General features: G+C 70.1%; 12 protein-coding genes. 7 read left to right on the top strand and 5 right to left on the bottom strand.

From position 1 onward, the window contains the following. The first annotated feature begins 52 nt into the window (after nucleotides 1-52). From ACIF8S_RS26955 to ACIF8S_RS26940, 4 genes are all read left to right on the top strand, one after another. Nucleotides 53-3,841, top strand: coding sequence for a multifunctional oxoglutarate decarboxylase/oxoglutarate dehydrogenase thiamine pyrophosphate-binding subunit/dihydrolipoyllysine-residue succinyltransferase subunit (locus ACIF8S_RS26955; RefSeq protein ID WP_400002392.1), 3,789 nt, complete (start codon nucleotides 53-55; stop codon nucleotides 3,839-3,841). 87 nt (nucleotides 3,842-3,928) lie between these two features. Then, on the top strand, nucleotides 3,929-4,108 hold the full coding sequence (locus ACIF8S_RS26950; RefSeq protein ID WP_023586593.1) for a DUF6104 family protein: 180 nt from the start codon (nucleotides 3,929-3,931) through the stop codon (nucleotides 4,106-4,108). Between the two features lie 328 nt (nucleotides 4,109-4,436). Next, nucleotides 4,437-5,309: a DUF4097 family beta strand repeat-containing protein gene (locus ACIF8S_RS26945; protein WP_400002391.1), complete on the top strand. Its 873-nt coding sequence runs from the start codon at nucleotides 4,437-4,439 to the stop codon at nucleotides 5,307-5,309. Nucleotide 5,310: 1 nt separating this feature from the next. After that, nucleotides 5,311-6,372 carry a helix-turn-helix transcriptional regulator gene (locus ACIF8S_RS26940; RefSeq protein ID WP_400002390.1) on the top strand — a complete coding sequence of 354 codons (1,062 nt, stop codon included), beginning with the start codon at nucleotides 5,311-5,313 and terminating at the stop codon, nucleotides 6,370-6,372. Nucleotides 6,373-6,378: 6 nt separating this feature from the next. On the opposite strand, the gene ACIF8S_RS26935 is transcribed toward ACIF8S_RS26940, so the two are convergent. The 4 genes from ACIF8S_RS26935 to ACIF8S_RS26920 all read right to left on the bottom strand — a co-directional run bounded on the left by ACIF8S_RS26935 (nucleotide 6,379) and on the right by ACIF8S_RS26920 (nucleotide 9,621). Next, a complete protein-coding gene (locus ACIF8S_RS26935; protein ID WP_400002388.1) occupies nucleotides 6,379-6,939 on the bottom strand; it encodes a Clp protease N-terminal domain-containing protein in 561 nt (186 codons plus the stop codon). After that, nucleotides 6,939-7,148 carry an HTH domain-containing protein gene (locus ACIF8S_RS26930; RefSeq protein WP_024884443.1) on the bottom strand — a complete coding sequence of 70 codons (210 nt, stop codon included), beginning with the start codon at nucleotides 7,146-7,148 and terminating at the stop codon, nucleotides 6,939-6,941. The genes ACIF8S_RS26935 and ACIF8S_RS26930 overlap by 1 nt, the downstream gene beginning before the upstream one ends. Nucleotides 7,149-7,250: 102 nt before the next feature. Next, entirely contained in the window at nucleotides 7,251-8,216 is a 966-nt protein-coding gene (locus ACIF8S_RS26925) for a zinc-binding dehydrogenase (protein ID WP_400002385.1), read from the bottom strand. Nucleotides 8,217-8,385: 169 nt separating this feature from the next. Then, complete coding sequence (locus ACIF8S_RS26920) at nucleotides 8,386-9,621, bottom strand: NADP-dependent malic enzyme (protein ID WP_400002383.1); 1,236 nt, start codon at nucleotides 9,619-9,621, stop codon at nucleotides 8,386-8,388. Between the two features lie 579 nt (nucleotides 9,622-10,200). Here ACIF8S_RS26920 and ACIF8S_RS26915 point away from each other — a divergent pair. Genes ACIF8S_RS26915 through ACIF8S_RS26905 form a run of 3 tightly spaced genes read left to right on the top strand, consistent with a single transcriptional unit; the run spans nucleotide 10,201 to nucleotide 12,928 of the window. Beyond that, nucleotides 10,201-11,169 carry an ABC transporter substrate-binding protein gene (locus ACIF8S_RS26915; RefSeq protein ID WP_024884440.1) on the top strand — a complete coding sequence of 323 codons (969 nt, stop codon included), beginning with the start codon at nucleotides 10,201-10,203 and terminating at the stop codon, nucleotides 11,167-11,169. Nucleotides 11,170-11,201: 32 nt separating this feature from the next. Further along, nucleotides 11,202-12,170: an amino acid ABC transporter permease gene (locus ACIF8S_RS26910; RefSeq protein WP_400002381.1), complete on the top strand. Its 969-nt coding sequence runs from the start codon at nucleotides 11,202-11,204 to the stop codon at nucleotides 12,168-12,170. Continuing rightward, nucleotides 12,167-12,928: an amino acid ABC transporter ATP-binding protein gene (locus ACIF8S_RS26905; protein WP_400002379.1), complete on the top strand. Its 762-nt coding sequence runs from the start codon at nucleotides 12,167-12,169 to the stop codon at nucleotides 12,926-12,928. The genes ACIF8S_RS26910 and ACIF8S_RS26905 overlap by 4 nt, the downstream gene beginning before the upstream one ends. 63 nt (nucleotides 12,929-12,991) lie before the next feature. Here ACIF8S_RS26905 and ACIF8S_RS26900 read toward each other — a convergent pair whose 3' ends face one another. Beyond that, nucleotides 12,992-13,762: a class I SAM-dependent methyltransferase gene (locus tag ACIF8S_RS26900; protein ID WP_400002378.1), complete on the bottom strand. Its 771-nt coding sequence runs from the start codon at nucleotides 13,760-13,762 to the stop codon at nucleotides 12,992-12,994. Nucleotides 13,763-13,770: the final 8 nt, after the last annotated feature.

Genomic DNA, 13,770 nt, shown 5'->3' with positions numbered 1-13,770 from the left:
CTTTATTTCCGCTGTCCATCATCTTGCGAAGCGGAAGAGGGCGGTTGACGCCGTGTCGCCACAGTCCCCCAGTAACTCGAGCATCTCGACCGACACCGACCAAGCGGGCAAGAACCCCGCTGCGGCCTTCGGTGCCAACGAATGGCTCGTCGACGAGATCTACCAGCAGTACCTCCAGGACCCGAACTCGGTGGACCGAGCCTGGTGGGACTTCTTCGCCGACTACAAGCCGGGCGCGCCTGCGACCTCGGCTCCGGCGGGTGACGCGGCCGCGGGGGCCGCTGTGACCCCCACCGCTGCGGCCCAGCCGGCCGCTCCCGCGAAGGCGGACGTGCCCGCCCCGGCCGCGCAGCCCGCTGCCGCCGCCCCGGCGGCCAAGGCCCAGGCTCCCGCCCCGGCGAAGGCGGCCGCTCCGGCCGCCCCCGCCGCGAAGCCGGCCCCGGCCAAGAAGGCAGAGCCCGCGGGTGAGGCCAAGAGCGGGCCCGAGCGGGTGACCCTGCGCGGTCCGTCCGCCGCCGTGGCGAAGAACATGGACGCCTCGCTGGAACTGCCCACGGCCACGTCCGTGCGCGCCGTCCCGGTGAAGCTGCTGTTCGACAACCGCATCGTCATCAACAACCACCTGAAGCGGGCGCGGGGCGGGAAGATCTCCTTCACGCACCTCATCGGCTACGCCATGGTGCAGGCCATCAAGGCCATGCCGTCGATGAACCACTCGTTCGCGAAGGTGGACGGCAAGCCGACCCTGGTGAAGCCGGAGCACATCAACCTCGGCCTCGCCATCGACCTGGTCAAGCCCAACGGCGACCGCCAGCTCGTCGTCGCGGCGATCAAGAAGGCCGAGACGCTGAACTTCTTCGAGTTCTGGCAGGCCTACGAGGACATCGTCCGTCGCGCCCGCGACAACAAGCTGACGATGGACGACTTCAGCGGTGTCACGGTCTCCCTGACCAACCCCGGCGGCCTCGGCACCGTCCACTCCGTGCCGCGCCTGATGCCCGGCCAGTCGGTCATCATGGGCGTCGGCGCCATGGACTACCCGGCGGAGTTCCAGGGCACCTCCCAGGACACCCTGAACAAGCTCGGCATCTCGAAGGTCATGACGCTCACGTCGACCTACGACCACCGGGTGATCCAGGGTGCCGCCTCCGGCGAGTTCCTCCGCCAGGTCGCGAACCTCCTGCTCGGCGAGAACGGCTTCTACGACGAGATCTTCGAGGCGCTGCGCATCCCCTACGAGCCGGTCCGCTGGCTCAAGGACATCGACGCCAGCCACGACGACGACGTCACCAAGGCCGCCCGGGTCTTCGACCTGATCCACTCCTACCGGGTCCGCGGCCACGTCATGGCCGACACCGACCCGCTGGAGTACAAGCAGCGCAAGCACCCCGACCTGGACATCGTCGAGCACGGCCTCACCCTGTGGGACCTGGAGCGCGAGTTCGCCGTCGGCGGCTTCGCCGGCAAGTCGATGATGAAGCTGCGCGACATCCTCGGCGTGCTGCGCGACTCGTACTGCCGCACCACCGGCATCGAGTTCATGCACATCCAGGACCCCAAGCAGCGCAAGTGGATCCAGGACCGGGTGGAGCGCGGCCACTCCAAGCCGGAGCGCGAGGAGCAGCTGCGCATCCTGCGCCGCCTGAACGCCGCCGAGGCGTTCGAGACCTTCCTGCAGACGAAGTACGTCGGCCAGAAGCGCTTCTCCCTGGAGGGCGGCGAGTCCGTCATCCCGCTGCTCGACGCGGTGCTGGACTCGGCCGCCGAGTCCCGCCTCGACGAGGTCGTCATCGGTATGGCCCACCGCGGCCGGCTGAACGTGCTCGCGAACATCGTCGGCAAGTCGTACGCGCAGATCTTCCGCGAGTTCGAGGGCAATCTCGACCCGAAGTCGATGCACGGCTCCGGCGACGTGAAGTACCACCTGGGCGCCGAGGGCACCTTCACCGGCCTGGACGGCGAACAGATCAAGGTTTCGCTGGTCGCCAACCCCTCGCACCTGGAGGCGGTCGACCCGGTCCTGGAGGGCGTCTCCCGCGCCAAGCAGGACATCATCAACAAGGGCGGCACGGACTTCACCGTCCTGCCGGTGGCGATCCACGGCGACGCGGCCTTCGCGGGCCAGGGCGTGGTGGCCGAGACCCTGAACATGTCGCAGCTGCGCGGCTACCGCACCGGCGGCACGGTCCACGTCGTCATCAACAACCAGGTCGGCTTCACCGCGGCCCCCGAGTCCTCGCGTTCCTCCATGTACGCGACGGACGTGGCCCGCATGATCGAGGCCCCGATCTTCCACGTGAACGGCGACGACCCGGAGGCGGTGGTGCGCGTCGCGCGCCTGGCCTTCGAGTTCCGCCAGGCGTTCAACAAGGACGTGGTGATCGACCTCATCTGCTACCGCCGCCGCGGCCACAACGAGTCCGACAACCCGGCCTTCACCCAGCCGCTGATGTACGACCTGATCGACAAGAAGCGCTCGGTGCGCAAGCTGTACACCGAGTCCCTCATCGGTCGCGGCGACATCACCCTGGAAGAGGCCGAGCAGGCGCTGCAGGACTACCAGGGCCAGCTGGAGAAGGTCTTCACCGAGGTGCGCGAGGCCACCTCGCAGCCGTCCACGGTGGCGCCCTCGGACCCGCAGGCCGAGTTCCCGGTCGCCGTGAACACCGCGGTGACCACGGAGGTCGTCAAGCGGATCGCCGAGTCCCAGGTGAACATCCCCGACCACATCACCGTCCACCCGCGTCTGCTGCCGCAGCTGCAGCGCCGGGCGGCGATGGTCGAGGACGGCACCATCGACTGGGGCATGGGCGAGACCCTCGCCTTCGGCTCGCTGCTGCTGGAGGGCGTCCCGGTCCGGCTCGCCGGCCAGGACTCCCAGCGCGGCACCTTCGGCCAGCGCCACGCGGTCATCATCGACCGCAGCACCGGCGAGGAGTACACGCCGCTGCAGTACCTCTCCGAGGACCAGTCGCGGCTGAACGTCTACAACTCCCTGCTCTCCGAGTACGCGGCCATGGGCTTCGAGTACGGCTACTCGCTGGCCCGCCCGGACGCGCTCGTGCTGTGGGAGGCGCAGTTCGGCGACTTCGTCAACGGCGCGCAGACGGTCGTGGACGAGTTCATCTCGTCGGCCGAGCAGAAGTGGTCCCAGACCTCCGGTGTGGTCCTGCTTCTCCCGCACGGCTACGAGGGCCAGGGCCCGGACCACTCCTCGGCCCGCCCGGAGCGCTTCCTCCAGCTCTGCGCCCAGAACAACATGACGGTCGCGATGCCGACCTCGCCGTCGAACTACTTCCACCTCCTGCGGTGGCAGGTGCACAACCCGCACCACAAGCCGCTGGTCGTCTTCACCCCGAAGTCGATGCTGCGCCTGAAGGCCGCCGCGTCGAAGGCGGAGGAGTTCACCACGGGCCAGTTCCGCCCGGTCATCGGCGACACGGTCGACCCGGCCGGGGTGAAGAAGGTCGTCTTCTGCGCCGGCAAGGTCTACTACGACCTCGAGGCCGAGCGGAAGAAGCGCGGCGCGACGGACACGGCGATCATCCGCATCGAGCGCCTGTACCCGCTGCCGGGTGCCGAGCTCCAGGCGGAGATCAAGAAGTACCCGAACGCCGAGAAGTACCTGTGGGCCCAGGAGGAGCCGGCGAACCAGGGTGCCTGGCCGTTCATCGCGCTCAACCTGATCGACCACCTCGACCTGGCGGTCGGTGCCGACCTCCCGCACGACGAGCGCCTGCGCCGCATCTCGCGGCCGCACGGTTCGTCGCCCGCGGTCGGCTCCGCCAAGCGCCACCAGGCCGAGCAGGAGCAGCTGGTGCGTGAGGTCTTCGACGCCTGACCGGCGGCGCCACGCGCCACGCGAGCGGGCCGCACCCCTTCACGGGGGTGCGGCCCGCCCCGTTTTCCGGCACATATCCTTGTCCTCATGTACTTCACGGACCGTGGCATCGAGGAACTGGAGAAGCGGCGCGGGGAGGAGGAGGTCACCTTCGAGTGGCTCGCGGAGCAGCTGCGGACCTTCGTCGACCTCAACCCCGACTTCGAGGTCCCGGTGGAACGCCTCGCCACCTGGCTGGCCCGCCTGGACGACGAGGACGAGGAGTAGTACCTGGTCCCCCGCGGGCAGTCGTGCCTCCCCCAGTGCCTTGAGGGCCTGGGAGGTGCCCCCAGCGGCACGGGTGGGCGGTGGGGGCACCGCCCGCTCGAGCGAAGCCGGGAGTGGGGGGAGGCACCCCGCCGGCGCCGGGCTGCGCAACACCCCCCGGCCCACCTCGGCGAACGCTCACCACAACGGCATACCGAACCTTCCAAGGCACCGTTCACCAGAACGAGTGCCTTGACTTTCGCCTGCCGCGATATATCGTGAATCGAGTAATACGCGATATGACGCATCGCCCGCGCCCAGAGGCACACCCGCGATCAGGAGGCCGTCCATGCCCGAGTGGTCCGTCAAGGACAAGACCAAACTCACCTTCGACGCCCCCCTGACCCACCTCAACGTCCGCATCGTCAACGGCACGGTGAACGTGGTCGGGACGGACGAGGCCGAGGCCCGCCTGCACGTCTCCGACATCGAGGGCCCGCCCCTGGTCGTCACGCACCAGGACGGTGTCCTGACCGTCGCCTACGACGACCTCCCGTGGAAGGGCTTCCTCAAGTGGCTCGACCGCAAGGGCTGGCGCCGCAGCGCCGTCGTCTCCCTGGCGGTCCCGGCCCGCACCAAGGTCGAGGTCGGGGTCGTCGGCGCCACCGCCGTCGTCTCCGGCGTCCACGGCCCCGCCACGGTGAAGGGCGTCGCGGGCGACACCACCCTCGTCGCCCTCTCCGGCCCGGTCCGTGCGGACACCGTCGCCGGCAACGTCGAGGCGCAGTCCGTCACCGGCGACCTCCACTTCGCCTCCGTCTCCGGCGACCTCACGGTCGTCGAGGGCTCCGGCCCGTCCGTCCGGGCGGACACGGTCAGCGGCTCGATGATCGTGGACCTCGACCCCGAGGGCCCCACCGACATCCGGCTGACCAGCGTCTCGGGCGAGATAGCGGTCCGGCTGCCCGACCCGGCCGACGCCGACGTCGAGGCCAACACCGCGAGCGGCGCCATCTCCAACGCCTTCGACGACCTCCGGGTGCAGGGCATCTGGGGCGCCCACAAGCTCACCGGCCGGCTGGGCGCGGGCAGCGGAAAGCTGCGGGCCACCACCGTCTCCGGCTCCATCGCCCTGCTGCGCCGCCCACCCCGGGAGGACGAGCCCGGCCGGCGGGACGGCTCGGGAGACAATGCCGGTACGACCGACAAGAAGGTGCTCTGACATGCCCCCCGTCTTCGCCCACGGACGCCTCCGCCTGTATCTGCTGAAGCTGCTCGACGAGGCCCCCCGCCACGGTTACGAGGTGATACGCCTCCTCGAGGAGCGCTTCCAGGGGCTGTACGCACCGTCGGCGGGCACGGTCTACCCCCGGCTGGCCAAGCTGGAGGCGGAGGGGCTGGTCACCCACACCACCGAGGGCGGCCGCAAGGTGTACTCGATCACCGACGCGGGCCGGGCCGAACTGGCCGACCGCAGCGGCGAACTGGCCGACCTGGAACTCGAGATCCGCGAGTCGGTCGCCGAGCTGGCCGCGGAGATCAAGGCCGACGTCAGCGGCGCGGCGGGTGATCTGCGCCGCGAGATGCGCGCCGCGGCCGGCCGGGCCCGCCAGTCCCGGGGCGGGGACACCTCGGGCGGCAAGGAGGGCGTGGCCGACGGCTTCGGCGACTTCGGCGACTTCGGCGACTTCTCGATGTTCGGCGACAAGGACGCCTGGCGCGCCGCGAAGGAGGAGATGCGCCGCGCCAAGCAGGAGTGGAAGGAGCAGGCCCGGCGCGCCAAGGACGAGAGCCGGCGCTCCCGTGAGGAGGCCCAGCGTGCCCGGCGCCAGGCCAAGGAGGCGCAGGACAAGGCGCAGGAGCAGGTGCAGCGCATCGTCCGGCAGGTGCAGGAGCAGGTGCAGGACCACTTCACCCGCGGCGACTGGCCGTCCGGTCTGCGCGAGGGCCTGGGCGACCTGGTCAAGGAGATGAGCGACTTCGGCAAGGACTTCGCCTTCGGCCGCACGGCCGCCGGTGAACCGGCGGACTCCCGGCCGTCGTACTCCTCGACCCCCGAGGACTTCCCCGCCGACTACGCCCCCTCCTGGGGGCACGAGAGCGCGGCGGACTCCACCGGTGACCCGGCGCGCGACCTGGAGCGGCTGCTGGACCGCTTCCGGGACGACGTCCGGGACGCCGCCCGGGACCACGGGGTCACCGCGGACCAGCTCCGGGACGCCCGCCGACATCTGTCGACGGCGGCCGCCCGGATCGGCGCGCTGCTGCGCGCGCCGAAACCCTGAGCCGGGTCAGCTCGCCTGGGCCTCGCCGTCGCCGTACAGCACCCGGGTCACCGACGCGTAGGTCACTCCGTGGTCGGCGAGGACCTCCGCGGGCACGCCGGGGCGGGCGGTGAGGGCGAGCAGCAGGTGCTCGTCGCCGATGTGCCGGTGGCGCCGGGCGGTGGCGGTGCGCAGCGCCCCGGCGAGGACGTCCTTGGCCGCCCGGTCGAAGGGGCGGTGCCCGGGCCATCGGCCGCGGACCCGGCTCCCGGACAGCGCTCCGGGTCCGTGGGCCTCCTCCACCCGGGCGACGATCTCCGGTACGTCGATGCCCAGTCCGGCGAGGGCGTCGGTCTCGGCCTGGGTGAGTCCGCCCCGCCGTCGCGCCTCCTCCAGCGCCTCCCGCACGGCCTCGCGGCGGTCGCCGAGTCCGAGGGCGGTCAGGGCGAAGGAGGCCCGGCTGCCCTCCCGGTCGAGGAGGGCGAGGAGCAGGTGCTCGGTGCCGACGTGGCCGGCCCCCGCCCGTTCCGCCTGGGCGACGGCCCCTTTGACCACGTCGCGGGCGTCCTTGGTGAACCGCTCGAACATCAATGCCTCCCGTACTTCTTGTGCACGGCCTGCCTGCTGACCCCGAGTTCGGTCGCGATCTCCTGCCACGACCAGCCGTGGTTGCGCGCGTTGCGCACCTGCACGGCTTCCAGTTGTTCGAGCAGCCTGCGCAGCGCGGCGACGGCCCGCAGGCCGACCCGCGGATCGCGGTCACCGGCCCGCTCGGCGAGATCGGTTGCCTCAGTCATGATGTCAACTTATGTTGACATGCAGGCCTTGTCAACCGCAGTTGACATGCCGACGGCCGGCCCGGAACACCGGACCGGCCGTGAGGAGGGAGAGGCTCCGCCTCAGTGGTTGGTGAGCACGATCTTGCCGAAGAGCTCGCCGGACGCCATGCGTTCGAAGCCCTCGCGGGCCCGGTCCAGGGGCAGCGCCTCGTCGATGACGGGCCGCACCCCGGTCGCGGCGCAGAAGGACAGCAGGTCCTCCAGCTCGTCCTTGGTGCCCATCGTCGACCCCACGATCCTCAGTTCCAGGAAGAAGACCCGGGTCAGCTCGGCGTGCGAGGGACGGTCACCGCTGGTGGCGCCGGAGATCACCAGCGTCCCGCCGGGGCGCAGCGACTTCACCGAGTGCGACCAGGTGGCCGCGCCCACGGTCTCGATCACCGCGTCGACCCGCTGCGGCAGCCGCGCGCCGGGTTCCACCGCCTCCACGGCGCCCAGTTCCAGCGCCCGCTTGCGCTTGGCCTCGTCCCGGCTGGTGGCGAACACCCTCAGGCCCGCCGCCTTGCCGAGCACGATCGCGGCGGTGGCGACACCGCCGCCGGCGCCCTGCACCAGCACCGAGTCACCGGGCCGCACGCCGGCGTTGGTGAACAGCATGCGGTAGGCCGTCAGCCAGGCCGTGGGCAGGCAGGCCGCCTCCTCGAAGGAGAGCTCCTTGGGCTTGGGCAGGATGTTCCAGGTGGGCACGGCGACCTGTTCGGCGAAGGTGCCCTGGTAGCGCTCGGTCAGGATGGAGCGGGGCTCCTTGGGCCCCACGCCGTGACCGCTCTGTCCGATCACCGAGTGCAGGACGACCTCGTTGCCGTCCTCGTCGACACCGGCTGCGTCGCAGCCGAGGATCATCGGCAGCTTGTCCTCCGCGAGGCCGACGCCCCGCAGGGACCAGAGGTCGTGGTGGTTGAGGGAGGCGGCCTTGACCGTGACGGTGCTCCAGCCCGGCCGGGACTCGGGAGCGGGACGCTCTCCCGACTCCAGACCCGTGAGCGGCTGGTCGCGATCGATTCGGGCGGCGTAGACAGCGAACATGACCTTGACGATAGGGTCCGCGCCGCGCCGAAGGAACCGTGCCCGCCTGTGACACACGCCCTCTTGCCCCGGGCCGGGTCACGTCGCCCCGGCCGGGTCACGCGCCCCGCCCCCGGGGCAAACGCGGGGGCCCCGTCCACAGGCGTGGCGGGGCCCCTCTCCCGTGCGCTCAGCGCCGGGCGACACCCTCCGCCCGGGCGGCGGCGGCCACGGCGGCCGTCACCGCGGGGGCGACCCGCTCGTCGAACGGGGACGGGATGACGTAGTCGGCGGCGAGGTCGTCACCGACGACCGCGGCCAGCGCCTCGGCGGCGGCCAGCTTCATGCCCTCGGTGATCCGCGAGGCCCGCACCTGCAGCGCGCCCGCGAAGATGCCGGGGAACGCCAGCACGTTGTTGATCTGGTTCGGGAAGTCCGACCGGCCGGTGGCCACGACGGCCGCGTACTTGTGCGCGACCTCCGGGTGGACCTCCGGGTTCGGGTTGGCCATGGCGAAGACGAAGGCGCCCTCCGCCATCGACGCCACCGCGGACTCCGGGACCGTGCCGCCGGAGACGCCGATGAACACGTCGGCCCCCGCCAGCGCGGACTCCAGCGGGCCGGAGATGCCGGCCTTGTTGGTGAACGACGCCAGCTCCGCCTTGATCGGCGTGAGGTCCTCGCGGTCCCGCGAGACGACGCCCTTGCGGTCGGCCACCGCCACGTCGCCGATGCCGGCCTCGACCAGCATCTTGGCGATGGCGACACCCGCCGCGCCCGCGCCGGAGATCACCGCCCGCAGCTCGCCCAGCGGACGCCCGCTGAGCCGCGCCGCGTTGCGCAGCGCCGCGAGCGTCACGACGGCCGTGCCGTGCTGGTCGTCGTGGAAGACCGGGATGTCCAGGCGCTCCTGGAGCCGCCGCTCGATCTCGAAGCACCGGGGGGCCGAGATGTCCTCGAGGTTCACACCGCCGAAGGACGGGGCGAGCCGGACCACGGTCTCGACGATCTCGTCGACGTCGGTGCAGTTCAGCGCGAGCGGGACCGCGTCGATGCCACCGAACTGCTTGAAGAGGATGGCCTTGCCCTCCATCACGGGAAGGGAGGCCTCGGGCCCGATGTCGCCGAGCCCCAGCACGGCCGTACCGTCCGTCACGACGGCGACGACCGACGACTTCCATGTGTAGTCGTGGACGAGTTCCGGCTGCTCGGCGATCGCGCTGCACACCTTCGCGACGCCGGGCGTGTACGCCAGGGACAGATCGTCCTTGTCGCGGACGGGCACGGTGGCCTGCACGGCCATCTTGCCTCCGCGGTGCAGCGCGAACGCCGGGTCGAAGGACTCCAGGGGCTCGGCCCCTCCGCCCTGCTCGGAAGCGTCCCGGTTCTCGCTGTCGCTGCGAGGATTCACAATCTCCGCTGCCACTTGGTTTTACCCCTTAAGTGTTCATTGTTTGAGGGTTGCCACTCCTGGTGAGGGGTGGGCGGGACCGCGCAAGGCCCGGAGGGATGATGCGTACGGGCCGAACACGACGGGCGCGCCGCACACGCGCCCTTGAGCCCCGGATGAGGGGTGTAAAGAACCTTCTTACCGGACGGATGCCGTCGGCGACGAGTCCATAACGCGAAGGTCACATGCCGACACCGCGAATCATCGTCCGATATCAGGACAAGACCTGGACGAACTCCCAGCAAGCCCGCAAGTGCCCCATCATCTCGGCGTGTCGCCCGCGCAACCGGGGCATCGGAGAAGATCTTGCGGCCGGAATGAAGGATTCCCGAAGAGTCTCCGGTCGCGATGTACCCAAGTGGTCGGGTTCGGGGACCCGCCGTTATCCGATTTTGACATCACAGGCCCCCTGAACGGCCCAATCCGAATGGCAAGATGCGGTAATCACACGAGGTCGCGGCACTCGAAGGTGTGTGCCCCCGTCGACCCCGAGGCGATACCGACAGGCAGTCGCCGGCCCATCGGCACTCCACCCATCCGCCGGAGGAACCCACCATGACCGCAAGCACCACCCGTCGTACCACCGCCGCGCGCTCACGGATTGCAGCGGTCGGCGCGATCGCGGTCGCAGGCGCACTGCTTCTCACCGGCTGCGGTGACCAGACCGACGACAGCGGCAGCAGCGGCAAGGACAAGGACTCGGGCAAGACCAGCTCGGCCCCGCTGTTCGACAAGCTGCCCAAGAAGATCCAGGACGCGGGCGTCCTGAAGGCCGGCACCAACGCCGAGTACGCCCCGATGGAGTTCCAGGAGGGCGGCAAGATCGTCGGCGTCGACCCCGACCTCGCCGCCGCGCTGGGCGAGAAGCTCGGCGTCAAGGTGGAGTTCACCTCGGGCTCCTTCGACGGTCTCATCACCTCCCTGAACTCGGGCCGCTACGACATCGCCATGTCGTCCATCACGGACAACAAGCAGCGTCAGGAAGGCCTGGACGACAAGGGCAAGAAGCTCGGCCCGGGTGTCGACTTCGTCGACTACTTCGTCGCCGGCACCGCCGTGTACGTCCAGAAGGGCAACCCCAAGGGGATCAACTCCATCGAGGACCTCTGCGGGCAGCCGGCCGCCGTGCAGCGCGGCACCACGTACGAGAAGGCGCTGCAGGACCAGTCCAAGAAGTGCACGGACGCCGGCAAGAAGGCGGTCAAGATCCAGTCGTTCGAGAACGACACCGAGGCGCAGACCCGTGTGAAGTCGGGCGGCGCGGTGGCGGGCGTCAACGACTACCCGGTCGCGGTCGACCTGGTCCGCAAGGCGGACAACGGCAACGCGTTCGAGATCGTCGGCGAGCAGGTGGACGCCGGTCCGTTCGGCATCGCGGTCAACAAGGACAACAAGGAGCTCACCGCGGCCCTGGAGGCCGCCGTCAACGCGATCATCGAGGACGGCACCTACACGAAGATCCTCGAGAAGTGGGGCGCCGAGACCGGCGCCGTCGACAAGGCCGTGGTCAACGGCGGCAAGTGACGCGCTCGGGCACGTACTGAAGGGCAGTCACAGTGAGCGACAAATTCGACAAGGAGACGGCCGACGCCCGACCGGTGGCCGGCGTCTCCAAGGACGACGGGGCACCCGTGCCGCCCGCGGCGATCAAGGCCATCCCGGTCCGCCACTACGGCCGGTGGGTCAGCGCCGCGGTGGTGCTGGCCCTGGTGGCCCTCCTCGTCAACGCCTTCGCCACCGCTGAGAAGATCCAGTGGCAGGCCGTCGGCGACTACGTCTTCGACGGCACCGTCCTGGCCGGCGCCGGCCGCACCCTGCTGATCAGCGTCCTGGCGATGATCATGGGTGTGGTCCTCGGTGTGATCCTCGCCGTGATGCGGCTGTCGAAGAACCCGGTGACCAGCTGGGTGGCGTGGGTCTACATCTGGTTCTTCCGCGGCACGCCGGTGTACGTGCAGCTCCTGCTGTGGTTCAACCTGGCGCTGATCTTCCCGGTGCTCAACCTCGGCCCGTTCTACAAGGACGAGATGGTCGACGTCATGACGCCGTTCATGGCGGCCCTGCTGGGCCTCGGCCTCAACGAGGCGGCGTACATGGCGGAGATCTGCCGCGCCGGTCTGCAGTCCGTCGACGAGGGCCAGACCGAGGCGTCGCACGCGCTGGGCATGAGCCACGGCAAGACGCTGCGGCGCATCGTGATCCCGCAGGCGATGCGGGTGATCGTGCCGCCGACCGGCAACGAGTTCATCAACATGCTGAAGACCTCGTCGCTGGTGTACGCGGTGACGTACAACGAACTGCTGCGCGCCACCTCGACGATCGGCTCCACGTCGTACGCCGTGATGGAGATGCTGTTCGTGGCGTGCATCTGGTACCTGGTCATCACCAGCGTGTTCAGCGTCGGCCAGTACTACCTGGAGCGCCGCTTCGCGCGCGGCTCGTCCCGGAACCTGCCCGCGACTCCGTGGCAGAAAGTCAAGGTCAACCTGATGGCCTTCAGCCGCGAGAGGGGCAGCACGGTATGACGGCCATGGTGAAGGCCGAGGGCGTCCACAAGTCCTTCGGCGGGGTGCAGGTCCTCAAGGGCATCGACCTGGAGGTGAAGACCGGCGAGGTGTTCTGCCTCATCGGCCCCTCCGGCTCGGGCAAGTCGACCTTCCTGCGGTGCATCAACCACCTGGAGAAGATCAACGCCGGCCGGCTGTACGTCGACGGCGAGCTGGTGGGTTACCGCCAGAAGGGTGACAAGCTCTACGAGCTGAAGGACAGCGAGGTCGCCCGGCAGCGCCGGGACATCGGCATGGTCTTCCAGCGCTTCAACCTGTTCCCGCACATGACGGCCGTCGAGAACGTCATGGAGGCGCCGGTCCAGGTCAAGGGCGTCAACCGGGCGAGCGCACGGCAGCGGGCGCTCGAACTGCTGGACCGGGTGGGCCTGGCCGACAAGGCCGGGAGCTACCCCTCCCAGCTCTCCGGCGGCCAGCAGCAGCGGGTGGCGATCGCGCGTGCGCTCGCCATGGACCCCAAGCTGATGCTGTTCGACGAGCCCACCTCGGCGCTCGACCCGGAACTGGTCGGTGACGTCCTCGACGTCATGCGCGACCTGGCCGAGTCGGGCATGACGATGATCGTCGTCACGCACGAGATGGGCTTCGCCCGCGAGGTGGGCGACAGCCTGGTGTTCATGGACGGCGGTGTGGTGGTCGAGTCCGGCCACCCCCGGGACGTGCTGACCAACCCGCAGCACGAGCGCACCCAGTCGTTCCTGTCCAAGGTGCTCTGACCTCGGCACCCACGCACGGCGAAGGGGCGGTACGGGACTCCCGTACCGCCCCTTCCGTGTGCGCTACTTCGACGCCAGCAGCAGGGTGTCCGAGGGGGAGCACCACACCGGGCGGGCCTCCGCGAAGCCCGCCTCGCGCAGCACGCGCGCGTGCCACGCCGGGGACGGCATGTCGCCGTCGGCGTGCTCCCCGTAGATCTCGAAGCGGCGGGCCGTCGGCCCGGCGAGCACGGGGTCCTTGGCGGCGAGCTGCCACCACTCGGCCCAGTCGAGGGCGCCCTCGGACCTGGCCTGATCCATGCGGGCGTGGCGCTGCGCGCGCTCGGCCGCGTTGATCCGGGGCGTGGTCTCGTCGATCATGTGGTCGGCGTTCATGAAGACACCGCCGTCGCGGACCAGGCCCGCGATGTGTCCGTAGAGGTCCGCGAGGGGTTCCCGGTGCAGCCAGTGCAGGGCCGTCGCGGTCAGTACGGCGTCGTAGGAGTCGTGCGGCAGTTGCCTGGCCCAGCCGGGGTCCTTGAGGTCGGCGGTGACGAAGGTGACCCGGTCGTCGCCGGCGAACGTGCCCTCGGCGATGGCGAGCAGTGCCGGGTCCAGGTCGACGCCGGTGCTGGTGGCGTCGGGGAACCGGTCGAGCAGCCGGGCGGTGATGGTACCGGTGCCGCAGGCCAGGTCCAGGACGCGCGGCGCGGTGCCGACGAGGGCCTCGACCATGTCGAGCATGACCCGGAAGCGTTCCTCCCGGTCGGGCATGTACCACTCCTGCTGCCGGTCCCAGCTCTCCTGCCAGGCCTGCCAGTCGGTGCCGGCCGTGGTGGTGTGCGGGTCCGTCATCGAGCCCC

This window comes from Streptomyces sp. NPDC085937 (assembly GCF_044540535.1).
In the GTDB taxonomy this organism is placed as follows: domain Bacteria; phylum Actinomycetota; class Actinomycetes; order Streptomycetales; family Streptomycetaceae; genus Streptomyces.
The sequence above is the reverse complement of the archived record's forward strand: the minus strand, read 5'-3'. Positions and strand labels throughout refer to the sequence as shown.

Excerpts from the sequence above, each read along its gene's own strand:
- ACIF8S_RS26915 (WP_024884440.1), top strand. The coding sequence starts at position 10,201 with ATGACCGCAAGCACCACCCGTCGTACCACCGCCGCGCGCTCACGGATT.
- ACIF8S_RS26950 (WP_023586593.1), top strand. The coding sequence starts at position 3,929 with ATGTACTTCACGGACCGTGGCATCGAGGAACTGGAGAAGCGGCGCGGG.
- ACIF8S_RS26905 (WP_400002379.1), top strand. The coding sequence starts at position 12,167 with ATGACGGCCATGGTGAAGGCCGAGGGCGTCCACAAGTCCTTCGGCGGG.
- ACIF8S_RS26900 (WP_400002378.1), bottom strand. The coding sequence starts at position 13,762 with ATGACGGACCCGCACACCACCACGGCCGGCACCGACTGGCAGGCCTGG.
- ACIF8S_RS26940 (WP_400002390.1), top strand. The coding sequence starts at position 5,311 with ATGCCCCCCGTCTTCGCCCACGGACGCCTCCGCCTGTATCTGCTGAAG.
- ACIF8S_RS26925 (WP_400002385.1), bottom strand. The coding sequence starts at position 8,216 with ATGTTCGCTGTCTACGCCGCCCGAATCGATCGCGACCAGCCGCTCACG.
- ACIF8S_RS26935 (WP_400002388.1), bottom strand. The coding sequence starts at position 6,939 with ATGTTCGAGCGGTTCACCAAGGACGCCCGCGACGTGGTCAAAGGGGCC.
- ACIF8S_RS26945 (WP_400002391.1), top strand. The coding sequence starts at position 4,437 with ATGCCCGAGTGGTCCGTCAAGGACAAGACCAAACTCACCTTCGACGCC.
- ACIF8S_RS26930 (WP_024884443.1), bottom strand. The coding sequence starts at position 7,148 with ATGACTGAGGCAACCGATCTCGCCGAGCGGGCCGGTGACCGCGATCCG.